Origin of the sequence: Kingella sp. (in: b-proteobacteria), from assembly GCF_030527935.1 — a bacterium.
Taxonomy (GTDB): Bacteria; Pseudomonadota; Gammaproteobacteria; order Burkholderiales; family Neisseriaceae; genus Kingella_B.
In genome coordinates, this window is the sequence record NZ_JAUMZV010000008.1 from 38,474 (window position 1) to 60,614 (window position 22,141).

Below are 22,141 nucleotides of genomic sequence, written 5' to 3' on the forward strand. Positions count from 1 at the left end.
TGTTCTAGTATTACTCAAATGAAATTAAGGTAGAAAAGCGGTCTGCACTTTGACAAATGCAAGTGCAGACCGCTTTTTACATTTTGGCTCTGTAGAAACTTCATTGAAGTTCACGTTTTCAGACGACCTTTGGCGTCAGGTATTTACTTGCTTCGCGCAGGCTCAGTTTGGCCATTTCGTGCCGGTGGTGGTCGATAAAGCCTTGTACCCATTCGGGGTTGGTTTTGCTGTAATCGCGCAATGCCCAGCCGATGGCTTTGTTGATGAAAAATTCTTTTTGCCCCAGATTGTTGCAGATGATTTTTTCCAGCAGCGCGGTGTCAGTGTGTTGTTTGCGGAGCAGTTGGTGGTCGATGGCGACGCGGCGCAGCCAGATGTTTTCGTCGGTGCTCCATGCCAATAGGACGGCATTGACTTCGGGGTGGCGCAGGGCAATGTCGCCAACAATGCGGTCGAGTACGTCGGCGCTATCCCACCATGATTTTTTGGTAATCAGCGTTTGCAAACACGGGATGTCTTGCGGGGTCAGGTGCTGTTGCATTTTCTTCAGGTATTCGAGCGCGGCGTATTGCAATTCGCGGTGCGGGTCGTCCCAGCAGCGGCGCACGAAATCCCAATCGACCGGCTGTTTGGCGGCCTCTTTGAAAAACGGGCGGCACAGGCAGGCAAGCTCCGGTTTGCCGATGCCGAAATAGGCAAAACGGTGTTTCATGTATGCCTGCATCGGTGCGGCGCGTTCGGGGTTGGCGTGTTGTTGCAGGATGGCGAGCAGGGTGGGGTAGTCCATAGGGTTTTCCTTTTTAAAGGAGATGGCAGGATTTGGGTTCGTCTGAAAAGGGTTCTGAATTGGGGTGCAGGCTGTAGAAACCAGTAGCGTTGTTTACAGTATTTCCAGGAGAATACTGACATGAAGGCATATAGGACAAAAAAGGTACTCCCCTTTATGAATTCGTGAACTAGCAAACATGGTATTTGCAACGTTATTTACTGTTTTATTTGCTATTTTTTTAGCCTATTTAAAGATGCAAAAAGAGCTTTTTTGCATTCAAAGGTTTTGACCCCGCTTAAAGCCTTGCTGCATAAGGCTCACAGGATTTTTTAGCACCTTTTTTGTCCTATATGCCGACATGAACATGCACAAAAACACCAGGCTCACCCCGCACCACCGCCAAGCCATTTGGACAGCCTACACACAGGAGAAGGAAAGCGTAAGCTCATTGGCTCGTCGTTACCAAGTCAGCCGCGTCACCATCTACCGCGCACTTAAAGCCGCAAGGGGCAGGCTGCCCAAACCCCAAACCAGCACCAACAACCGTTTCAAACAGGCAAAGTACGGAATGAAACGCCTGGCCAAGGTAGAACGCAGTATTCAGGAAAAACTCAAAAAGCAGGCCAAACGCTACAACAAGTCCTATCCCGGCGAAATGGTGCACGTCGATACCAAACGGCTGCCGCTGCTCAAAGGGCAGAAAGCCACCGATAAGCGGGATTACCTGTTTGTCGCCATTGATGATTTCTCAAGAGAGCTGTACGCCGCCATCCTGCCGGACAAAACCGCAGACAGTGCGGCCAAGTTCCTAACGGAACAAGTCATCGAACCCTGCCCCTATTTGATCGAGTGCGTGTATTCGGACAACGGCAGCGAATATAAAGGCGGGGCAAGTCATGCTTTCGGCACTGCCTGTTATGAAAACGGCATCAATCAAAAGTTTACCTGTCCTGCCCGTCCGCAGACCAACGGTAAAGCCGAGAGGGTTATTCGAACGATTATGGAAATGTGGCACGAAAAGCAGAGTTTTGACAGTCCGGAACACCGGCAAAAGGAGCTGTGCCGATTCGTGAACTTTTATAACACCGTGAAGCCGCACGGCAGCTTGGACGGCGATACGCCGTTTGAGGTCTTGCAGGCTTACTTTTCCCAACCTGTGGTGTAAACAACGCGGTTATTTTCTACACCATTTACGACTGCTTAATGCTACCGCCCACTCCCCTACGTCCAGCCGAACGAAGCATTCTTTTTTCGGGAAAAAGCGTGCGCTTGTTCGACGACGCGCAAAGCGCGGCTAGTTCGCACGCGCCGAAAAAAGGATGCGCAGTGAGGGAAGTCTGCGAAGCAGACCTGCACGTCGGGGTCGCCTTTCTTTTGCTTACTTTTCTTTGGCGAAGCAAAGAAAAGTAAGTGCCCCGCTGGCATGAAGCGCATGGTTAAAGCTAAACAAAAAGCTAACCACAAAGCACTCATTCCTTTTTCAGGCTGCCTGCCGTTGTCGCATGAATGTTTATTGTCGCCTTGCCATCCAGTAGGCAGCCTGAAAAATGGTTTAGCGTAGCGCGGACGGTTTTTTGCTGCGAGACGAATTGGGTTTCAGGCTGCCTACCGCTTCACAACTGTTTAATGCTACCGCCCACCCCCTACGTCCAGCCGAACGAAGCATCCTTTTTTCGGAAAAAAGCGTGCGCTTGTTCGACGACGCGCGTAGCGCGACTAGTTCGCACGCGCCGGAAAAAGGATGCGTAGTGAGGGAAGTCTGCGAAGCAGACCTGCACGTCGGGGTCGCCTTTCTTTTGCTTACTTTTCTTTGGCGAAGCAAAGAAAAGTAAGTGCCCCGCTGGCATGAAGCGCATGGTTAAAGCTAAACAAAAAGCTAACCACAAAGCACTCATTCCTTTTTCAGGCTGCCTGCCGTTGTCGCATGAATGTTTATTGTCGCCTTGCCATCCAATAGGCAGCCTGAAAACAATTTTGCCCTAGCGCAAACGATTTTTGTTGCGCAATGGATTGATTTCCAGCCCAGCCGATCCCCAATAAGGCAGCCTGAAACCTATCCTTATGCTATCATCCGTTAAACTTTCTTAACACTCGTCCCCCCAAAGGAAACCATCATGCAAAACTACCAAGCCCCCAACGAACAAGGCTTTTTTGGCGAACACGGCGGCGTGTACGTTGCCGAAACGCTGATTCCCGCGCTGCAAGAACTCGCCCAAGCCTATGCCGCCGCCAAGCAAGACCCGCAATTTTGGGCAGAATTTGAGCGCGATTTAAAACACTATGTCGGCCGCCCCAGCCCCGTTTACCACGCCGAACGCCTGTCCGCCCATCTCGGCGGCGCGCAAATCTGGCTCAAACGCGAAGACCTAAACCACACAGGCGCGCACAAAATCAACAACACCATCGGGCAAGCCCTACTCGCCCGCCGCATGGGCAAAAAGCGCGTCATCGCCGAAACAGGCGCAGGGCAACACGGCGTAGCCAGCGCCACCGTAGCCGCCCGCTTTGGCATGGAATGCCATGTTTACATGGGCGCAGACGACATCATCCGCCAAGCCCCCAACGTGTTCCGCATGAAATTGCTCGGCGCAAACGTAGTCAGCGTGGACAGCGGCAGCCGCACACTTAAAGACGCAATGAACGAAGCCATGCGCGAATGGGTTGCCCGCGTGGACGACACCTTCTACATCATCGGCACCGCCGCCGGCCCCGCGCCCTATCCCGAAATGGTGCGCGATTTTCAATGCGTCATCGGGCGCGAAGCCCAAGCGCAAATGCAAGAAGCCATCGGGCGGCAACCCGACGTTGCCGTAGCCTGCGTGGGCGGCGGCTCCAACGCCATCGGCTTGTTCCACCCCTATATCGCCACCGCGCAAACCCGCCTAATCGGCGTGGAAGCAGGCGGCTTGGGCATCCACACCGCCAGCCACGCCGCGCCCATCTCATCCCACGCCCCCATCGGCGTGCTGCACGGCTTTCGCAGCTATTTGATGCAAGACGACAACGGACAAGTGCTCGGCACGCATTCCGTGTCCGCAGGCTTGGACTACCCCGGTATCGGGCCCGAACACAGCCATCTGCACGACATCAAGCGCGTGGAATACACCACCGCAGACGACGAAGCTGCCTTGCAAGCCTTTGATTTACTTTGCCTATACGAAGGCATCATCCCCGCGCTGGAAAGCAGCCACGCGCTCGTATGGGCGGTGGAAAACGCACCGAAAATGAGCAAAGAGCAAGTGATTTTGGTGAACCTATCAGGGCGCGGCGATAAAGACATCAACACCGTAGCAAAGCTCAAAGGGATTGAGATTTAATCCTATGCGAATAGGCAGACTGAAACGAAGTTCAGCGTAACCCCAAACGCTTGGTGTTATGCCAAACGGTTTTTGCTGGATGGATTGGTTTTCAGGCTGCCTATGACGCATAAAAAACAGCTCTTTGAACGCATCAAAGAGCTGTTGCTACTAAACAATTTATCCGCGCTGTCTGTTGGCAACGAGTTTGCCCAACGCCAACACCAGTTGCTCATCGGTGAACGGTTTGCAGATAAAGCCGCGCGCGCCGTATTGCAGGGCTTTTAAGCCTGTTTGGCGGTCGGATAGCGCGGAGATAACCAAAATGCTGGTTTCTTTGCTCAGCTCGCGGATGCGTTTGATGCACTCTAAGCCATCCATTTGTGGCATGGTTAAATCCATGGTAACCAAGTCGGGCTGGTGTTCTTTGAACAAGCGCACGGCTTCATCGCCATTGGATGCTGTGGCAACGATGTCTAGCTGTAAGCTGCTTAGGCTGCGTTCAATGCGGTTTCGGATGATGACAGAATCGTCCACAATCATCAGTTTATACATATTGTTTCCTTGTGATTAGGATGCTTTTGGGAAAGATAGGCGAACCGAGTGTAGCCTTCGGCTGCGGTGGATACGCCAATGCGTCCGCCCATGTTTTGGATGGTGGCTTTGATAATATCCATGCCCACGCCGCGCCCTGCGTCTTCGGTTTCTTCGCTGGCGGTGGAGAAACCGTTACTAAACATCAGATTCAGCAATTGGCGTTGGTCAAACTCGGCGGCTTGCTCGGCGGTGGCGATGCCCAACGCCACGGCTTTGTTGCGAATCGCTTCAAAGTTGATGCCGTTGCCATCATCTTCGGCAACCAGCAGCAATTTGCCATCGGCTTGTTGCGAAAGGGTGAGTTTGAGCGTGCCCATTTCGGGTTTATTGCGTTGGCGGCGGATTTCGGGCGTTTCAATGCCATGCACCACCGAATTGCGCAAAAGCTGGATGGTGATGTCTTTGAGTTTTGCCCATTGCGCATCGCTCAATGGATTGCTTTCAAAGCCGCTGACAACAAGCTGCGCTTGTTTGTGCGTGCGTTTGGCGATGTCGGCAACGAATTGTTTGAAGTAATCCGTTTGCGCGGCGGCTTGATGACGCGATTCTTGCTCAGGACTGTTTTCAGGCTGCATACTGGTCATTTGCACGTTGGCTGTGCCGCCGATGCGCCCGTTATAGGTGTTTAGCACGTCAAACAAGCGATACAAATCTTCCAGCATCACCACCAAGCCCAAGAAGTCTTGCCCTGTTAGGTTGGGCGAAGATTTCATGATGTTGAGCGCGTCTTCAAAGTTTTCACAAATATCCACCATGCGGTTCAGTTTCAAAGATGACGCTTCGCCTTTGATGGAGTGTACCAAGCGGGCGATGTATTGCGCTTTGCTGCGCAATTCTTCACGTTTGGTTTCGGGCGTTTTGAGCACTTGGTTGATTTCGTTCAACCGTTCCATGCTGCCTTTGATGAAGCTGTTGAGCACGGTGGGGTTGGTGTTCAAAATGATGTTCAGCATTTCCAGCTCGCGCCCTTCTTGTTCTTTTTGGGCATCCAAGCTCGCTTGCAGCATCACCGATTCGGTGGTATCGGTTGCGCTGACCAAAATGCGTTCAATTTGACCATCCACCCACACGCGGAAGAATTTGAAATCCACAAAGCGTTGCGCGCCTGTGTCTTCCACTTGATAGCTGATTCGGTTGAGCGGATTCAAGTCTGCAATCAAATCTTCCACCACCCAATCGCTGTATAGCTGGTCAATAAAGGTTTGGGTGATGTCCAAGTCTTCTTGTGGCACGATTTTGCTGAGCACATCCAGCAAGTTGCGGTTGCCCACGTCTTTTTGGTCGATGATTTCTTCCAAGCGGCGAGAATATTGACCACCAATGTTCAGGTTTTTATCCACCAAGAATAAACCTTCGTTCACAGATGCCATGATTTCGCTCATCTCTTGGTGGGCGATGTCCAATTCTTTATCGTGTTCCAACAGCGAACGCAACGCACCAAACACAATGCCCAAGAAGAGCAAGAACGCCATCGCAATACCAGCCAATTGCATATATTGCCATTGTTTACCGCGCAATGCGGCCACGTCGCGGTAGGCTTGCGCGGAGTCCAGCTCGGCAGATGCCATGGTGGTGTTATACAAGCGGGTGTAGCGCACAAGGAAGTCAATCGATTCGTAGCGCACTTTGCCTTTTTCCACTTCGGCAAGGAAGGTATCAATCAAGCCTTTATAAGGTGTCCACACGCGGATGGTTTCCGCCATGGTTTTGCGTTCTACTTTGGTGGACAGCGGGCGCACGTTTACGTCTTCATAGGTCAAATGGATGGTTTTGCCTTTTTCAAACGCTTCTAACGTGTCGTCAAACTGGTCGCGCGAAGTTTTCAAGTCTTTAATCGCTTGAACAGCTTCTTGCGGCAATTGGTTGATGTCCACATAAGTGGCAACTTTGGGCTGCTCCACAATGGCAGGGGCAGAGGCAGCCTGAAAATCGTTATCCGCTGCTGCTTGGGGTTGATTCATCGCTTGCGCTGCTTCGCCAACAGCAGGTTCGCTGGCTGCGGACGAGGCAACGGGCAAGTCTTTTTCTTTTTCGTAGTCGTCCACATAGGCTTTGAAGTTAAACGCGGCGCGGGCAAATTGCGCCACCAAACGACCTTGGCGGGTAACCACCACCAGCTCTTTACCTGTTTGCGTTTGTTGTACCGTTACCCATGCGCTGAACGCCAGCGTTGCTACGGTGAACACCAAGAACAAAACAATCATGGCAATCAAGGATGTATAGCGGCGCAAACCTTTTTTGGCTTCTTTTTTGGCTGCCGTGTTGGGCGCGGCGGTGTTGTTGGGATTACTCATGGCGTTATCCTTATTTTAAGAATTCATCAACATTTTTCGCGCTAATGCCCACAAACGGCGGATAAATGGTGCGATCTTCCATACGATACGATGTGGGCAAGCCTTCAAGCGGCGGTCTGCCCGAGCCCAAATTGGCGGCAACGCGCACGGCATCATGCGCCCATTGTTGATAGTCGCCACGTGCCGTGCCTGCCAGCAAGCCTGATTTCACCGCGCGTAAACCCACTTCGCCGCCATCCGAGCCGTAAACAGGGATGTTGATGCCGCGTTTTTTGAGTTCTTTGGCGATGGCGATGGCGGTGTCGTCGTTGTTGGTCAAAATCACTTCCACATCGGCAAAGCGCGGGTTCGCTATCCATGCTTCAAGGTTTTTCAAGCCCAGCGCGGGGTCAAAGTTGGCATAGGAAACCATCAATTCGCTTACGGGGCGGGCTAATTCTGGATAGCTAGACATGGTGGCAACCGCCCAGTCGGAGCGGTCGCGGGTGAACTCTGTGCCTTGTGTGGCTTTCATAAAGGCGTATTGGATGGTACCGTCGTGGTTTTTATCCATGGCGGGGTTTTCTTTAAACGCTTGGACAACCAGCAAACCTTGCACCACGCCTGCGGTCATATCGTCGCCGCGCAAGTCATAGTCTAAATCGCAAGCGGCAAGGGCGCGTTTATCGGGCGACGCACCAAAAAACACCACAGGAATTTTTTTTGCGCACAAGTCTTTCATCAGCGGGATAACGGCTTGGTTGTTGGCAATATTGAGCACGATGGCTTTGGCATCGGCTGCCGATTGGGCAAGTTGCTGGATTTGCGCGTCTTGGTTGGGGGCTTGTTCTATTTTGAGTTTGACGGTGGGAAAGTCTTTGCCTGCGGCGATTACGCCTGCATTCATCAGCTTTTGGAACTCCAAGCTATCGGGCTTATCCACCGAATTGACGGTAATTTTGATTTCTTGGCTAATTGGCGCGGATGCTTCGCCATAACCCGGTTTGCGCCGCTCGGCGACATCGTTGTTGCACGCGGTAAGCAAGGCGAGCATAAGCAGCGTGGTAAACGTTTTTTTCTGCATGACAAGTTATTCCTTTAAGAAAGCCGTCTGGTTTTGAAAAAAACTGCCAAAAAATGCGCGACGGCATGATGGGGGGTGCGGAATGTTTTGCAACAAACAAAGCTGGGCTTGGAAATGGCACTATATCCCATTTGCTTAGGTTGTGTTAAGCAGGATAAGCAATTTTTGTGCTAAATCATGCTTTTTGTGAAGATTTGGAAACATTTGTTTGGGGTAGTGGGTGGCGATGGGGTAAGGCAGCCTGAAAATAGGCGAAGCGAGTTTGGGTGCAATAAGCCTACGAAATTTGTTTTCAGGCTGCCTTGTATGTAGCTAGGGGCAGCCTGAAAATAGGTGTTTCAGACGTTTTCAGGCTGCCTTTGCAAAATCCCCAATGACAGCCTGAAACCTAAAATGGAGCGGCGACGGCTCGTTGCCAATGCTTCAAACATTGCACTACTGTTTTGCCAAAATGTCGGCGAGCCGCCGACGCTCCATCGGTTACAGGTTTCGCAAAGGTTTCAGGCTGCCTTTGCATGGCGTATAAGGCAGTCTGAAAACGTAAAACCCGCATTCGTTCAGCAACGAATACGGATTTTTGTTTAAAACGCATCATCCAGCGGCGCAATCTGCCAATGTTTGAGCAATTTGTTGAGCTGGCGCACTTTGCGTTGGCGGATGGCGCGGGCGAGCACCACGGGGGCGTTTAGGGCGAAGCGGCGGCGGGCGAAGCCTAGGTCTATGACTTCGTAAACCAGCATTTCGTGCTGTTCAAAGCGGATTTCGCCTGTGTTGGCAAGGATGCCGCGCGGGGTGCTTTGGTAGCTGCCGTCGGGTTGTTGCTGATAGCGGTTGGCATCGCACCAGATATGAAACAGCATATCATTTTGGGCGTTGGCGGGGACGGGGATGCGCAGTTCGGGGTAACGGCGTTGGGCATCTTTGGCGTTGAGCCATAGGCAAAATAGGAAGAAGCCGCCGCCAAATAGCCCGCCGATGATGGCGCCGAGTAGGATGGGTGGGTTCATTTTTTGGTTTTGCGAAATGGGGGTTGTTGGGTAAGCCATGCAATGGCTTGCTGGGCGCAGTCTTGTTCGGCGGCGCGGCGGCTGTGGGCTTGGGCGTAGGTAATTTTGCCAAATTGCCCAAGGTCGCAGGATACGTCAAATAGGGCGGTGTTGCCTTCGCCTGTTTGCTTTTCTATGCGGTATTTGGGCAGGGGCAGGTGTTGGGCTTGCAGCATTTCTTGCAGTTGGGTTTTGGGGTCTTTGGCTTGGGTGTGGGTGTTGAGCTGTTGGATGCGGGGGGCAAACAGGCGTTGCACGGTGGCTTCGGCGGTGGCGAAGTCGGCATCAAAGCTGATGGCGGCGAGCAAGGCTTCTACGGCATCGGCTAGGATGGATGCGCGGTCGTTGCCGCCGCTTTTGAGTTCGCCCGCGCCTAGGTATAGGGCGTTGCCAATATGCAGTTCGCGGGCGATTTCGGCAAGGGTGGCTTCTTTAACAAGCTGGGCGCGCAGGGGGGATAGGCGGCCTTCGGGCAGCTTGGGAAAGGCGTGGTAGAGCATTTTGGCGATGGCGTAGTCTAGGATGCTGTCGCCGATAAATTCTAGCCGTTCGTTGTTTTGGCTGTGGTAGCTGCGGTGGGTTAGGGCTTGTTGCAACAGGGCGGGGTTTTTGAAGGTGTAGCCGAGTTGGTTTTGCAGTTGGGTTAGGTATTGCTGGCGGGGGGTGGTTGGGGTCATGGTTTGGTGTTTTGGGATGGGGTTTAGGCAGCCTGAAAAGGGGTTATCGTCAATTAGGTGGTACATGGGTTGAACCCTGTGATGATATTTTCAGGCTGCCTTTAAGCGGTTGAATGGGGTGAACTAGAATTTTTTAAATTCCCACACGCTGCCGTCTGCATGGAAACTTAAATAATAGCGTGCGCCGTTGGCATCAATTTGGGCGGTGTGCCACATGAGTTTTTGCTGCTTGGGCAGCCAAATCAGGGCAACGTGGTAGGCTTGGGTTTCTACGGCGTTCACGCTTTGGGCTTTTTGTTGCCATGCTTGGGCGATGTCGGCGGCTTGGGCGAAGTCTATTTGGGCAAGGGGAACGAGATGGCGGGCGGGGTTTCTGTTCGGCTCGGGGTCTGTGCCGATGGGGGTGGCGGCCCATTTGCCGTTTTCGTAGGTGTAGTACAGGATGTTTTCAGGCTGCTTGGGGTCTTGCAGGTCAATTTCTATGCGCGGGCGCGTGCCGTCAAAAAAGTTGATTTGTTCGTAGATTTGGATGGGCGCACCTTGCAATTCGGGTAGTTGGGTTAGGGCTTGTTGCGCGGCGCGCAGGGCTTGTTTGTCGCGCAGTATCCATTGTGGTTTTTCAGGCTGCTGTTCGGCTTGGGCTGGCTCTAACACGGCGGGTGCAGATGCAGCCTGAAAAGGGATGGCGTGGTTGCTTTGGGCGTGGGCGGCGGGGATGCCCAGCAGCGGCAGCACCAATGGGATAAGCAGGGAGAATAGCCAAGTTAGCATGGCGCGTCCTTTTTTTCTTGCAGCAGTTGCCGCTCGTACACCGCTTGGGCGAGCGTGCCTGCGTCCACGTATTCTAGCTCGCTGCCCAGCGGCATACCGCGTGCTAAACGGCTGATTTTATAGGGCTGTTCTTTGAGCAGCTCGGTGAGAATGTAGGCGGTGGCATCGCCCTCGGCGGTGAACGATGTGGCGATGATGATTTCTTGCACGGGGCTATCGGCAAGGCGGGCGATGAGTTTTTCCAACGCAACATGGCTTAAATCCATGTTTTGCGTGGGGCTCACGCTGCCCATCAGCACAAAATACAAGCCATCGTGGCAATGGGCGGCTTCCATTGCGGCGATGTCGGCGGGCATATGCACAATCATCAGGCGGGTTTTGTCGCGCTGTTCATCGGCGCAGATGGTGCATTCCTCGCCCTCGCAAAAGGTGTTGCAATGACGGCAGTTGCCCACTTGCTGCAAGGCATTATCCAGCGCGGCAAGCAGTTCGGCTGCGCCCTCGCGGTTGTGTTGCAGCAAGGTGTGTGCCATGCGCTGCGCGGTTTTCACGCCCACATTGGGGAACACGCGCAAGGCTTGGATTAGGGCAGAGTAGGCATCTTTATCTTTGGCTTGGGACATGGTTTCAGGTTGCCTTTGGGGGATGGATTGCGAACATCAGGCAGCCTGAAAACGGTAACACGTTGTTTTACTGATTTTATTCGTTTTCAGGCTGCCTTGGAGCTATTTACGCTTTGGGCAGCGTAACGCCCGTTTGCCCCATATATTTGCCATTACGGTCTTTGTAAGACGTTTCGCACATTTCATCGCTTTCAAAAAACAGCACTTGCGCCACACCCTCGCCCGCGTAGATTTTGGCGGGCAGCGGCGTGGTGTTGGAAAATTCCAGCGTAACGTAGCCCTCCCATTCGGGTTCAAACGGGGTTACGTTCACGATGATGCCGCAGCGGGCGTAGGTGGATTTTCCCAAGCACACGGTGAGCACATTGCGCGGGATGCGGAAATATTCCACCGTGCGAGCCAGCGCGAACGAATTGGGCGGGATGATGCAGCAGTCGTCTTCCACGGTAACGAAATTCTTGGGGTCAAAGTTTTTCGGGTCAACGATGGTGCTGTTGATGTTGGTGAAAATTTTAAATTCGTTGGCGCAACGGATGTCGTAACCGTAACTAGATGTGCCGTAGGAAATGATTTTTTGCCCATTGGCTTCTTTGATTTGGCACGGCTCAAATGGGTCTATCATGCCGTGTTGCTCCGCCATGCGGCGTATCCATTTATCTGATTTGATGGACATTTTGTTATCCTTTGTTGAGTTTAAGACTCGTAGCGGTCAAATTGAATTTTGATTTGCTTGCCTTGTTGTTGCATACGAAATTGGGCTTTGTAGGGGCTGGCGCATAAGCCGTCTGAATCGTATTCCATATAGAGCGCATTTTTGCTGACTTGATGCTTTTCGATAGTAGTGTCGCGCATGCCCTCATCATCGCAGGTGGTGCTTTGCCATTTTTGGGTGCGGTTTTTGGCGGGCATTTTTTTGGGCAACCATGCTTTGTTGTCTGCATCGTGTTGACGGAAGGCTTGATAGGCAGCGTTCATATCGCTGCCTTGGAACACGCATTCTTGTTTTTGGTGAACAGCATCTTCGGTGGGGATGTCGCGGCAGGCAAGCGGCGCATCCGCCCATATTGCGGGCGCGGCGGCAAGGAGCAGAGCGGTGAATAACTGTTTTTTCATGATGGTAAAAACTCGTTAGGATGGGTAAAGCGTGATTGTAATGTTTTCAGGCTGCCTTTGGATAGGGCAGCCTGACAGCTAGGACGATTTTTGCCAGCCGCCCAAATAGCCCACCAGCTCGCTAATCATCGTGCCGATGCTTTCTGCCATCAGGATTTGGCTGGCGAAAGCAAGGCTGGCGGCATCGTCGCCGTGTTGTTCGGCTTCTTCTTGCAACACGTCTAAATATTGAATGCGTTTGAGCGCGAAGTTGGCATCCAACACAAAGGCGATTTGCTCGCGCCACACCAAGCCAAGCTGGGTTACGCTTTTGCCGTCTTTTAAATGCTGCACCACTTCGGGCACGGTTAAATCTTGCTTGGCGATTTTAATCACGGGCACGACATCGCCACTGCCTTTGATTTCGCAGTTGTCGTCCAGCTCAAAACCGCCTTGGCACGCGCCATTGAGCAGCCATTCGGTCATCAGGCTGCTGGGCGATTGTTGGGTTTGTGGCAGGCGCGCTTCCAAGCCGCCGAGTGCTTCGCGCAGCTTGGTGAGCAGGTTTTCGGCTTTGTTGGCATTGGCGTTGTTAATCAGCAAAAAACCGTGTTTGGTGTCGCAAATGGCTTGCGTGCGGCTGCTGCGGGTGAACGCGCGGGGGAGCAGGTCGTCGGTGATTTGCTCTTTGAGTTCTTGCTTTTCTTTGCGCCCCACGCTGCGGGCTTCAGCGGTTTGGATTTCGGCAACTTTGTCGTCCAAAATTTCACGAATCACGCTGGCGGGCAGCACTTTTTCCGCTTTTTTCAGCGCGATAGACCATGTGAAATCGGCGGGGAACACCAGCTCGGGGCTAAAACCGTGGGGCGGGGTAAAGCCTTCGCTAAACCAGTCTAGTCCTGTAATCGGAGCAAATTGGGCGGCAGTGAGCTTGCTGGCAAGGGTGTCTAAATCGGGCAGGGTTTCGGGATTGATGGGGTAGAAATTGAGTTGTTTGAACCACATGATTGGCGTGTCTCGTGTTGCTAAAAAGGGCGGGATTATAACATTTAGCTGCCTTAGAAATCCCCCGCTTTCCCAATAAGAAAAACTATCTTCCCCCAATCCTACTGGTTCTCCCACGCGCCAAGCCCTATCATTCGCTCTTCTATCAACCACCTAAAAAAAGGAAAAATCATGTCCATCCAGGCTCTGCAACAAGCCGCTGAAAACCGCCGTTCCATCTATGTTTTAAACAAAGAACTGCCCATCAGCAAACCAGAAATCGCCCAAATTGTTGAACACGCCGTTAAACACACCCCATCTGCTTTCAATTCGCAATCCACCCGCATCGTGGTGCTGTTTGACGCAGAACACGAAAAAGTGTGGGACATCGCCGCCAACGAACTGCGCAAAATCGTCCCCGCCGACAAATTTGAACCCACTGCCAACAAGCTCAATATGTTCAAAGCCGCTGCTGGCACGGTGCTGTTTTTTGAAGACCAAACCGTAGTGCAAGGCTTGCAAAACCAATTCCCGCTGTATGCCGCCAACTTCCCCATCTGGTCAGAACACGCCAACGCCATGCACCAATATGCCATTTGGACAACATTTGAAGCCGCCAAAATCGGCGCAAACTTGCAGCACTACAACCCCATTATTGATGCCGAAGTGGCAAAAACATGGAACATCCCCGCTGGCTGGACACTCCGCGCCCAGCTGATATTCGGCGGCATCGCGGTCCCCGCAGGCGAAAAAGAATTTCAACCTGTTGAAGCGCGTTTAAAAGTATTCGGCTTATAATTCAAACCACTACCAAAAAGCCAAAGCAGCCTGAAAACCGTAATCCTGTTTTCAGGCTGCCTTTTTTGTTACCTATGCCGATTGCATCATTTAAATTTCCCTAAAATCGGCAGCCTAAACTGCACATTATAGCCCTTTCAGCCCACCCCCAACCGCACCCCACGCTTTTGCCTATCCAGCAAATAAGCCCCACTAATCACGTCTCGCAGCCCCAATTCCCTGTGTTAAGATTGCCCGCGTTACTAACAACTACACAGGAGAAACCCCATCATGAACCGCATCGCCCAATTCTTATTACTCCCCGCCACCGCCGCCGTGGTCTTCTGGGCAGGACAAACCGTGTTGATGCCGCATTCCACCGCTGCCCACGCCGAAAATCTCACCGAACGCATCAGCAAGCTGCCCGATGCCCAAGGCAAAGCCGCTCCACCGCTGCCCAAACGCCCCACGCTGGTTAAATTCTGGGCAAGCTGGTGTCCGCTGTGTTTAAGCGAGTTGGCGCAAACCGAAGCATGGTCGCAAGACAAACGCTTTGCCGCCGCCAACCTTGTCGCCATCGCATCGCCCAATTATCTGCACGAAAAACCCGCCGCCGACTTCGCCCAATGGTATCGCGGGCTGGAATACCAAAAACTCCCCGTGCGCACCGATGCAGGTGGCGCAATCGCCCAACAGCTTGGCGTGCGCGTGTATCCATCGTGGGTGTTGCTGGGCGAAAACGGCGACGTGCAACGCATCGTCAAAGGCAGCCTGAACGAAGCCCAAGCCCTTGCCCTGCTCGCCAACCCGCAAGCCGAACTCTCCGCCTACACCGAAAAATTCTACAAACCCGATTCCGCACAGAAAGGAAAAGCCATGAACATCAAAACCGTTTACCTTGCAGGCGGCTGCTTCTGGGGGCTAGAAGCCTATTTCCAACGCATACAAGGCGTAACCGATGCCGTATCAGGCTATGCCAACGGCAAAACCGCCAACCCCAGCTACGAAGACGTATCCCACCGCCACACAGGGCACGCCGAAACCGTCAAAGTCAGCTACGATGCCGACCAGCTCAGCCTAGACGACATCTTGCGCTACTACTTCCGCGTCATCGACCCCACCAGCCTAAATAAACAAGGCAACGACCGCGGCGAACAATACCGCACAGGCATCTACACCACCGACCCCGCCGAGCAAAAAATTGCCGCCGCCGCCATCGCACGCGAGCAGAAAAAATACGCCCAACCCATCGTGGTAGAAAACCAAGCCCTGCAAAACTTCTACCCCGCCGAAGAATATCACCAAGACTACCTGCTCAAAAATCCCAACGGCTACTGCCATATTGATATTACCCTTGCCGACAAACCCCTAGAAGGCAGCCTGAAATCCAATGAAGCCAAGCCCAGCAAACCCAGCGATGCCGAACTGCGCCAAAAACTCACCGCCGAGCAATACCGCATCACCCAACAAGCAGGCACAGAACGCGCATTCAGCCACGAATACGACAACCTATTCGCCAAAGGCATCTATGTAGACATCGTGGACGGCACCCCCCTATTCGCTTCCAGCGACAAATTCCAATCAGGCTGCGGCTGGCCCAGCTTCACCCGCCCCATCGCCAGCGAAGCCGTAACCGAGCGCGAAGACACTTCCTACAACATGATACGCACCGAAGTACGCAGCAGCCACGCCAACTCCCACCTTGGACACGTCTTCAACGACGGCCCCAAAGACAAAGGCGGCTTGCGCTACTGCATCAACGGCGCATCGCTGCGCTTCGTGCCCTACGAGCAAATGGACGCGCAAGGCTATGGGGCTTGGAAGGATAAAGTAAAATAACGATTTCTTTGCCAGCGCACGACTTGCCAGCAAGCCGTAGGAACGCGGGGCAACGATTTCAGGCTGCTTAACCGTTGCACCCGCGTTTTAGGTAGCCTGAAAAGCACACGCCGCAAGTTAGCAAACTGTTAAGCCCTTTTAAAAAATGCAAAGCCCCGTTCAGCGAACGCCCCATTTCCCGTTATAATCCCCGCCGCACGGCTCGCCGTGTGTTTTTAATCATCCTAATGAAAGGAAAACCCAATATGAAAAAAGCATTCGCCTTAACTCTAATCACCACCCTACTCGCCGCCTGTTCCAGCACATGGCACGGCGTAAAAACCGACACCGCCAACACCGTAGAAAAAGTCGGCACAGGCATTGAACACGGCTGGGACAAAACCCAAGAAGCCGCGAAAAAAGGCGGCAACGCAGTCGGACGCGGCATCTCCCACGTTGGCGAGAAAATTGAAAACGCCACCGAGTAATCACTAAATAGGCAGCCTGAAAAGCCAACTCCGCTTTTCAGGCTGCCTTTTATTGGCATGGGCAAAGTCAAACCACCCAAGGCAGCCTGAAACGCTATTGCCCGTTTCAGGCTGCCATCCATTTGTAAACCAACCCCAAGCCCCTAGACAAACCAACAAAACCCGCTACAATCGCGCCCTTTGTTCAACTCCATCAAAGGGAAAATCATGAGTTTATTAGACAACGTTATCAGCGCAGCCACTTCCGCCATCAGCGGCAACAGCGAGCAAGGCAAAGCAATGGAACTGGTTACGCAGCTCATCCAACAAAACGGCGGCAACGCAGGCGAATTGCTGGGCAAATTGCAACAAGGCGGCTTGGGCGACGCGCTGCAAAGCTGGATTGGCACAGGTAGCAACGCCAGCGTGGACGCATCGCAAATCCAAAACGCGCTGGGCAGCAACCTAAGCGAAGCCGCCGCCAAAGTGGGATTGGATACCAGCAGCGCGGGCAATTTGCTGGCGCAATATCTGCCCAACGTCATCAACGCCATCACGCCCAATGGCAACGCCGCCGATGCCAACGGCTTTGGTTTGGACGACATCGCCCGCATCGTGATGCAAAACTTTTTGAAATAAGCCCAACCAGTTTTCAGGCTGCCTAATCGGTAATGAATAGGCAGCCTGAAAACCGCAACATAGCTTTTCAGGCTGCCAATTGCATATCACCAATAGGCAGCCTGAAACCTTTGCGAAACCTACAACCAATGGAGCGTCGACGGCTCGCCGACATCTTAGTAAACCAGTAATGTGATGTTTGAAGCGTTGGCGACGAGCCATCGCCACTCCATTTTAAGTTTCAGGCTACTGCTAGGGTTTTGCAAAGGTTTCAGCCTGAAACGCAAAAATAGCGCATTGGCAGTTTGCAAATCATGGCGCAACCAAAGGCAGTCTGAAAGCCTAAGGCTTCAACGAAGTTAGAACGAGCGCAACAAATTTCAGCCAAGCTCAAACCAGCCAGCAACACCCCCACACGCCGTAACATCAATTTCAGGCTGCCTTGATAGCCACAAAGCCAACATAGGCAGCCTGAACCCATCCCCCTCAGAAAGGCAGCCTGAAAATGCCCCTAACCGCTCAAATCCCCTTTGCCCACGACCTACTGCGCCAACACATCCACGCAGGCGACACCGTGCTGGATGGCACAGCAGGCAACGGACACGATACCCTGCTGCTCGCCCAACTCGTTGGCAACACAGGAAAAGTCTATGCGTTTGACATCCAAGAAGCTGCCCTTGCCGCCACTGCCGACCGCTTGCAGCAACACCAGCTTGGCGAGCGCGTGCAGCTTATCCATGCAGGGCATCAGCATCTCGCCCAGCACATCAAACAATCCATCGCCGCCGCCATTTTCAATCTGGGCTACCTGCCGCGCGGCGACCACAGCATCACCACCCAAGCCGAAACCAGCATCATCGCATTGCAAGCCACACTCGCCCTGCTGCAACCGCGTGGCATCCTGCTTGCCGTGCTGTACCACGGGCACGAACAAGGCAAATCCGAAACCGCCGCCGTGCTCGCGTTCGCGCAAAACCTGCCACAAACCGAATACCGCTCCCTGCGCTACGAATTTATCAACCAGCAAAACTGCCCGCCGATTGTGCTGGCGATTGAAAAACTGGCAACCGCTGGGAAGTAACTTGTTCGCATAACAAAGGCAGCCTGAAAGCGGTAATACCGTTTCAGGCTGCCTAATTGTAGTTGTTTTATTAAGTCTTAGACACGGTGGCGAACCGCAAATAGGACAAGTAATACAGCAAAACTGACTTTATCCAAATCTACAATTTGGCAACAAAATATTTCATCCGTGGTGGGCGAGCCAATGCTGTATAAGGCGGTGTGAACAACTATACCTGTAACAAAAACAGCCTGAAATCTACCCCAACGCCCGCAAACATTCCTTCACCAGCCCCGCGCCGCGATAAATCAGCCCGCTATAAAGCTGCACCGCGCTTGCACCCAGTTGCATTTTCTCCACCGCGTGTTCGCCCGACAAAATCCCGCCCGCGCCGATAATCGGCACTTTGCCGCCTAGCTCCCGCGCCAACACCGCCAGCACGCGGTTGCTGGGTTCACGCACAGGCGCGCCGCTCAATCCGCCTGCTTCCTGCGCCAGCGGCGATGCGCCCAGCGCGGTTTTGTCAATCGTAGTATTGGTGGCGATTAAGCCGTCCATCTCGTTTTGCACAACAGTATGGGCGATGTCGGCAATTTGCGCTTCGTCCAAATCGGGGGCAATTTTCACCGCCAGTGGCACATACCGCCCCACGCGCGTGGCAAGCTCGGCTTGCTTGCTTTTCAGGCTGCCCAATAGCTTGCTTAATTCATCGCCGCCTTGCAGCGTGCGCAGATTTTTGGTGTTGGGCGATGAAATATTGATGGTAATATACGATGCGTATTCGTAGGCCTTTTCCAAACAAATCAAATAGTCATCCACCGCGTGTTCCATCGGCGTGCTGGCGTTTTTGCCGATGTTAATCCCCAAAATGCCCGTGTAGCGCGACCGTTTCACGTTGGCAATCAGCGCATCAATGCCGTGATTATTAAAGCCCATGCGGTTCACAATGGCGTTGTGTTCAGGCGCACGAAACAGACGTGGCTGCGGATTGCCCGCTTGCGCGCGCGGCGTTACCGTGCCAATTTCAATAAAACCAAAGCCCAACGCCGCCAAGCCGTCAATCGCTTCGCCGTTTTTGTCCAAGCCCGCCGCCAGCCCCACGGGATTAGGCAGGTTCAAGCCCATCAGCGCGGTGGGCTTGATGTGCGGGTTCACGCGTGGCATCAGGCAATAGGCGCGGGCAAGGGTTTGAATGGTTAGGTTGTGCGCTTGCTCGGAGTCAAGCCGAAACAGCAGCGGGCGGATAAGACTGGCATACATGGTTGTGCTTTCGGTAATGGGTGGATGAAATAGGCAGCCTGAAAAACACCAGCCGCCATTCTAAAAAAGCAGCCTGAAATCAATTTTCAGGCTGCCTTGGTTACGGCTTAATTATTCTGCATGATGCTCGCCGTGATGGGCATCCGCTTCGGCAGGCGCGCGCTCGGGCTGTGGCAACAACGCGCGGATAGACAGCCGCACGCGACCGCGCTCATCCACATCCAATGCTTTCACGTTCACCACTTGCCCCACTTTCAGATAATCGTTCACGTCTCTCACGCGCTCGTGCGCAATTTGGCTGATGTGCACCAAGCCGTCTTTGCCTGGCATCACCGACACAATCGCGCCCACGTTGTTATCCAAAATTTTCACCACCGTGCCTTCATACACCTTGCCCACTTCCACTTCGGCGGTAATCATTTCAATCCGCGCTTTGGCGGCTTCACACGCTTCAGCGGTGGTGGCGGCAATGGCCACCACGCCATCATCGCTGATGTTGATTTCGGTGTGCGTTTCAGAGGTGATGCTGCGGATGGTTTCGCCACCCTTGCCGATGACTTCGCGGATTTTATCGGGGTTGATGCGCATGGTGTACAAGCGCGGCGCGTGTTGCGATAGCTCTTGCGGGCCTGCCACCGCTGCCTGCATTTGCGCCAAAATGTGCAAACGCGCTTCTTTGGCTTGTGCCAAGGCAATTTGCATGATTTCTTTGGTAATGCCTTGAATTTTGATGTCCATTTGCAGCGCGGTAACGCCTTCGGTTGTGCCCGCCACTTTGAAATCCATGTCGCCCAAATGGTCTTCATCGCCCAAAATATCGGTGAGCACGGCAAATTTGTTGTTTTCCAAAATCAAGCCCATCGCAATGCCCGCAACGTGCGCTTTCAAAGGCACACCCGCCGACAGCAAGCTCAAACAGCCGCCGCACACGCTTGCCATAGAAGACGAGCCGTTGGACTCGGTGATTTCAGAAACCACGCGCATGGTGTAGTTAAAATCTTCCGCATCGGGCAACACCGCCACCAAAGCGCGTTTTGCCAAGCGGCCATGCCCAATTTCGCGGCGTTTGGGCGCACCCACGCGACCCACTTCGCCTGTGGAATAAGGCGGGAAGTTGTAGTGCAGCATAAAGCGGTCGGTGTATTCGCCGCTCAATGCGTCAATAATTTGCTCATCGCGCGAAGTGCCCAGCGTGGCAACGGCAAGGGCTTGCGTTTCGCCGCGTGTAAACAATGCCGAGCCGTGAGTGCGTGGCAACACGCCTGTTTGGATGTTGATGGGGCGCACGGTGCGGGTATCGCGCCCGTCAATGCGTGGCTGCCCCGCCAAGATTTGCCCGCGCACGACATCGGCTTCTAGATGTTTAAAGATGCCTTTGATTTCGTTTTTCGCCAGCGTGTCGGTTTCTTCGGTAATCAACGCAGCTTCCACGGCAGCCCATGCCTCGTCCAATTTCGCGCTGCGGGCTTGTTTTTGGCGGATTTTGAACGCTTCGGCGATGGTTGCGCCCGCAATCTCGCGCACTTTGGCAATCAATTCGGCATTGGTTTCGGGTGCTTGCCAATCCCACACTTCGGGGTTCACTTCGTCTGCCAATTCGTTGATGGCGGTAATCACGGCTTGCATTTGCTCGTGCCCAAACACCATCGCGCCCAGCATCACATCTTCGGGCAAAATATTGGCTTCGGATTCCACCATCAGCACGGCTTGTTGTGTGCCTGCCACCACCAAATCCAGTTGCGATGTTGCCAATTCGGTTTTGCTGGGGTTGAGCAAATATTGCCCGTTGGCATAGCCCACACGCGCCGCGCCAATCGGCCCTGCAAATGGCACGCCGCTTAACACCAGCGCAGCCGATGCGCCAATCATGGCGGGGATGTCGCTGTCAATTTCGGGGTCGCAAGAAACCACCATCGCCACGATTTGAATATCGTGATAAAAGCCTTCGGGGAACAGAGGGCGAATGGGGCGGTCAATTAAGCGGCTGGTTAGGATTTCTTTTTCGCTTTGCTTGCCTTCGCGTTTGAAAAAGCCGCCCGGAATTTTGCCTGCGGCGTAGGTGCGCTCAAAATAATCCACGGTTAAAGGGAAAAAATCTTGCCCTTCTTTTACGTCTTTATTGGTGGTAACGGCAACCAGCACCACGGTGTCGCCCATGGATACTTTAACCGCGCCTGCGGCTTGGCGGGCAATTTCGCCTGTTTCTAGGGTTACGGTGTGATTGCCATATTGGAATGATTTAACGTGTTTGTTAAACATAATAGACCTTTACAAAAAGTTGCCCGCGCTAAAACACTAGCGATGTTTACTGGGCGCGTGCAGCAATAAACATGGGTAGTATTTCAGGCGGCGAGCGGGTTGAAAAACGAGCGGAATTTTAACACAAAACGCGTTTTCAGGCTACCTAACCTGTTTGCACGATTAGGCAGCCTGAAAATGCTAGATTACACTTAAACCGAGAACGATGAGCCGCAACCGCAAGTGGTTACGGCGTTGGGGTTGCTGCGAATCACAAATTGCGAGCCTTGCAAGCCATCGGTGTAGTCAATTTCTGCGCCCAAAAGATATTGATAACTCATGGGATCAACCAGAAATTTCAAGCCGTTTTTTTCAATTTCAAAGTCGTCGTCGTTTTTGATTTCGTCAAATGTGAAGCCGTATTGGAAGCCTGAACAGCCGCCGCCGTTTACAAAAACGCGCAGCATCAATTCGGGGTTATCTTCTTCGGCGATAAGCTCGGCTACTTTGGTGCAGCAAGAATCGGTGAAGTTAATGGGGGATTCAAATTCTTCTGACATAACTGTCTCCTTAGTGTGTTGTGGGCGCGATATTGGGAGTATCGCGCGATGTTCAAGTGGGCGCAATTTTACTCCAAAGCTAATATTCATGCAAAATGAAAGAAAGCGGGCAAAACGGCAATAGCCAAATG

25 protein-coding genes are annotated in these 22,141 nt (G+C 53.0%); 9 read left to right on the forward strand and 16 right to left on the reverse strand.

All coding sequences use genetic code 11. The features are described 5' to 3' along the window. Window positions 1-118: 118 nt before the first annotated feature. Window positions 119-787: a DNA alkylation repair protein gene (locus Q4A85_RS03965; protein WP_303107864.1), complete on the reverse strand. Its 669-nt coding sequence runs from the start codon at window positions 785-787 to the stop codon at window positions 119-121. Window positions 788-1,127: 340 nt separating this feature from the next. On the opposite strand from Q4A85_RS03965, the gene Q4A85_RS03970 reads away from it, so the two are divergent. From Q4A85_RS03970 to trpB, 4 genes are all read left to right on the forward strand, one after another. Continuing rightward, complete coding sequence (locus tag Q4A85_RS03970; RefSeq protein ID WP_368500171.1) at window positions 1,128-1,934, forward strand: integrase core domain-containing protein; 807 nt, start codon at window positions 1,128-1,130, stop codon at window positions 1,932-1,934. Window positions 1,935-2,201: 267 nt separating this feature from the next. Next, window positions 2,202-2,330 (forward strand): hypothetical protein, encoded by a 129-nt coding sequence (locus Q4A85_RS03975; RefSeq protein ID WP_303107866.1) that lies wholly within the window; start codon window positions 2,202-2,204, stop codon window positions 2,328-2,330. Window positions 2,331-2,697: 367 nt separating this feature from the next. After that, window positions 2,698-2,847: a hypothetical protein gene (locus tag Q4A85_RS03980; protein WP_303107867.1), complete on the forward strand. Its 150-nt coding sequence runs from the start codon at window positions 2,698-2,700 to the stop codon at window positions 2,845-2,847. Between the two features lie 36 nt (window positions 2,848-2,883). After that, window positions 2,884-4,086 (forward strand): tryptophan synthase subunit beta, encoded by a 1,203-nt coding sequence (gene trpB / locus Q4A85_RS03985; RefSeq protein ID WP_303107868.1) that lies wholly within the window; start codon window positions 2,884-2,886, stop codon window positions 4,084-4,086. A 159-nt stretch (window positions 4,087-4,245) separates the two neighbouring features. Here the strand turns inward: trpB and Q4A85_RS03990 are convergent, their stop codons facing one another. The 11 genes from Q4A85_RS03990 to Q4A85_RS04040 form a co-directional block, all read right to left on the reverse strand. Further along, window positions 4,246-4,620, reverse strand: a complete 375-nt coding sequence (locus Q4A85_RS03990) for a response regulator (protein WP_303107869.1) — start codon at window positions 4,618-4,620, stop codon at window positions 4,246-4,248. Further along, window positions 4,608-6,956 (reverse strand): ATP-binding protein, encoded by a 2,349-nt coding sequence (locus Q4A85_RS03995; RefSeq protein ID WP_303107870.1) that lies wholly within the window; start codon window positions 6,954-6,956, stop codon window positions 4,608-4,610. The genes Q4A85_RS03990 and Q4A85_RS03995 overlap by 13 nt, the downstream gene beginning before the upstream one ends. 10 nt (window positions 6,957-6,966) lie before the next feature. Next, window positions 6,967-8,019 (reverse strand): substrate-binding domain-containing protein, encoded by a 1,053-nt coding sequence (locus tag Q4A85_RS04000; RefSeq protein ID WP_303107871.1) that lies wholly within the window; start codon window positions 8,017-8,019, stop codon window positions 6,967-6,969. Window positions 8,020-8,407: 388 nt separating this feature from the next. Continuing rightward, window positions 8,408-8,572: a hypothetical protein gene (locus Q4A85_RS04005; RefSeq protein WP_303107872.1), complete on the reverse strand. Its 165-nt coding sequence runs from the start codon at window positions 8,570-8,572 to the stop codon at window positions 8,408-8,410. Window positions 8,573-8,600: 28 nt separating this feature from the next. Beyond that, on the reverse strand, window positions 8,601-9,026 hold the full coding sequence (locus Q4A85_RS04010) for a hypothetical protein (RefSeq protein ID WP_303107873.1): 426 nt from the start codon (window positions 9,024-9,026) through the stop codon (window positions 8,601-8,603). Further along, the gene (rnc, locus tag Q4A85_RS04015) at window positions 9,023-9,742 is read right to left on the reverse strand and encodes a ribonuclease III (protein ID WP_303107893.1); all 720 of its coding nucleotides are present in this window, start codon (window positions 9,740-9,742) and stop codon (window positions 9,023-9,025) included. Before rnc ends, Q4A85_RS04010 begins: the two co-directional genes overlap by 4 nt. Window positions 9,743-9,865: 123 nt before the next feature. Next, window positions 9,866-10,513, reverse strand: a complete 648-nt coding sequence (locus Q4A85_RS04020; protein WP_303107874.1) for a hypothetical protein — start codon at window positions 10,511-10,513, stop codon at window positions 9,866-9,868. Then, entirely contained in the window at window positions 10,507-11,136 is a 630-nt protein-coding gene (gene recR / locus Q4A85_RS04025; RefSeq protein WP_303107875.1) for a recombination mediator RecR, read from the reverse strand. Before recR ends, Q4A85_RS04020 begins: the two co-directional genes overlap by 7 nt. A 106-nt stretch (window positions 11,137-11,242) precedes the next feature. Beyond that, entirely contained in the window at window positions 11,243-11,809 is a 567-nt protein-coding gene (dcd, locus tag Q4A85_RS04030; protein WP_303107876.1) for a dCTP deaminase, read from the reverse strand. A gap of 20 nt (window positions 11,810-11,829) precedes the next feature. Then, window positions 11,830-12,249, reverse strand: a complete 420-nt coding sequence (locus Q4A85_RS04035) for a hypothetical protein (protein ID WP_303107877.1) — start codon at window positions 12,247-12,249, stop codon at window positions 11,830-11,832. A 78-nt stretch (window positions 12,250-12,327) separates the two neighbouring features. Then, on the reverse strand, window positions 12,328-13,233 hold the full coding sequence (locus Q4A85_RS04040) for a recombination-associated protein RdgC (RefSeq protein ID WP_303107878.1): 906 nt from the start codon (window positions 13,231-13,233) through the stop codon (window positions 12,328-12,330). 171 nt (window positions 13,234-13,404) lie between these two features. Here Q4A85_RS04040 and Q4A85_RS04045 point away from each other — a divergent pair, with 171 nt between their 5' ends. The 3 genes from Q4A85_RS04045 (at window position 13,405) to Q4A85_RS04055 (ending at window position 16,295) form a co-directional block, all read left to right on the forward strand. Beyond that, window positions 13,405-14,010 carry a nitroreductase family protein gene (locus Q4A85_RS04045; protein ID WP_303107879.1) on the forward strand — a complete coding sequence of 202 codons (606 nt, stop codon included), beginning with the start codon at window positions 13,405-13,407 and terminating at the stop codon, window positions 14,008-14,010. Between the two features lie 270 nt (window positions 14,011-14,280). Further along, window positions 14,281-15,828, forward strand: a complete 1,548-nt coding sequence (msrAB, locus tag Q4A85_RS04050) for a bifunctional peptide-methionine (S)-S-oxide reductase MsrA/peptide-methionine (R)-S-oxide reductase MsrB (protein ID WP_303107880.1) — start codon at window positions 14,281-14,283, stop codon at window positions 15,826-15,828. 245 nt (window positions 15,829-16,073) lie between these two features. After that, on the forward strand, window positions 16,074-16,295 hold the full coding sequence (locus Q4A85_RS04055) for a hypothetical protein (protein WP_303107881.1): 222 nt from the start codon (window positions 16,074-16,076) through the stop codon (window positions 16,293-16,295). Window positions 16,296-16,298: 3 nt separating this feature from the next. On the opposite strand, the gene Q4A85_RS04060 is transcribed toward Q4A85_RS04055, so the two are convergent. After that, window positions 16,299-16,451 carry a hypothetical protein gene (locus Q4A85_RS04060; RefSeq protein WP_303107882.1) on the reverse strand — a complete coding sequence of 51 codons (153 nt, stop codon included), beginning with the start codon at window positions 16,449-16,451 and terminating at the stop codon, window positions 16,299-16,301. A gap of 51 nt (window positions 16,452-16,502) precedes the next feature. Here Q4A85_RS04060 and Q4A85_RS04065 point away from each other — a divergent pair, with 51 nt between their 5' ends. Together Q4A85_RS04065 and Q4A85_RS04070 are read left to right on the forward strand one after the other, a co-directional pair. Further along, window positions 16,503-16,913, forward strand: coding sequence for a YidB family protein (locus Q4A85_RS04065; RefSeq protein ID WP_303107883.1), 411 nt, complete (start codon window positions 16,503-16,505; stop codon window positions 16,911-16,913). 484 nt (window positions 16,914-17,397) lie between these two features. Then, window positions 17,398-17,973, forward strand: coding sequence for a class I SAM-dependent methyltransferase (locus tag Q4A85_RS04070; protein ID WP_303107884.1), 576 nt, complete (start codon window positions 17,398-17,400; stop codon window positions 17,971-17,973). A 237-nt stretch (window positions 17,974-18,210) separates the two neighbouring features. Here Q4A85_RS04070 and Q4A85_RS04075 read toward each other — a convergent pair whose 3' ends face one another. The 3 genes from Q4A85_RS04075 to erpA form a co-directional block, all read right to left on the reverse strand. Continuing rightward, window positions 18,211-19,212 (reverse strand): quinone-dependent dihydroorotate dehydrogenase, encoded by a 1,002-nt coding sequence (locus Q4A85_RS04075; RefSeq protein ID WP_303107885.1) that lies wholly within the window; start codon window positions 19,210-19,212, stop codon window positions 18,211-18,213. Between the two features lie 111 nt (window positions 19,213-19,323). Continuing rightward, entirely contained in the window at window positions 19,324-21,471 is a 2,148-nt protein-coding gene (gene pnp, locus Q4A85_RS04080) for a polyribonucleotide nucleotidyltransferase (RefSeq protein WP_303107886.1), read from the reverse strand. 191 nt (window positions 21,472-21,662) lie between these two features. Further along, window positions 21,663-22,010: an iron-sulfur cluster insertion protein ErpA gene (gene erpA, locus Q4A85_RS04085; protein ID WP_003795554.1), complete on the reverse strand. Its 348-nt coding sequence runs from the start codon at window positions 22,008-22,010 to the stop codon at window positions 21,663-21,665. Between the last annotated feature and the right edge of the window lie 131 nt (window positions 22,011-22,141).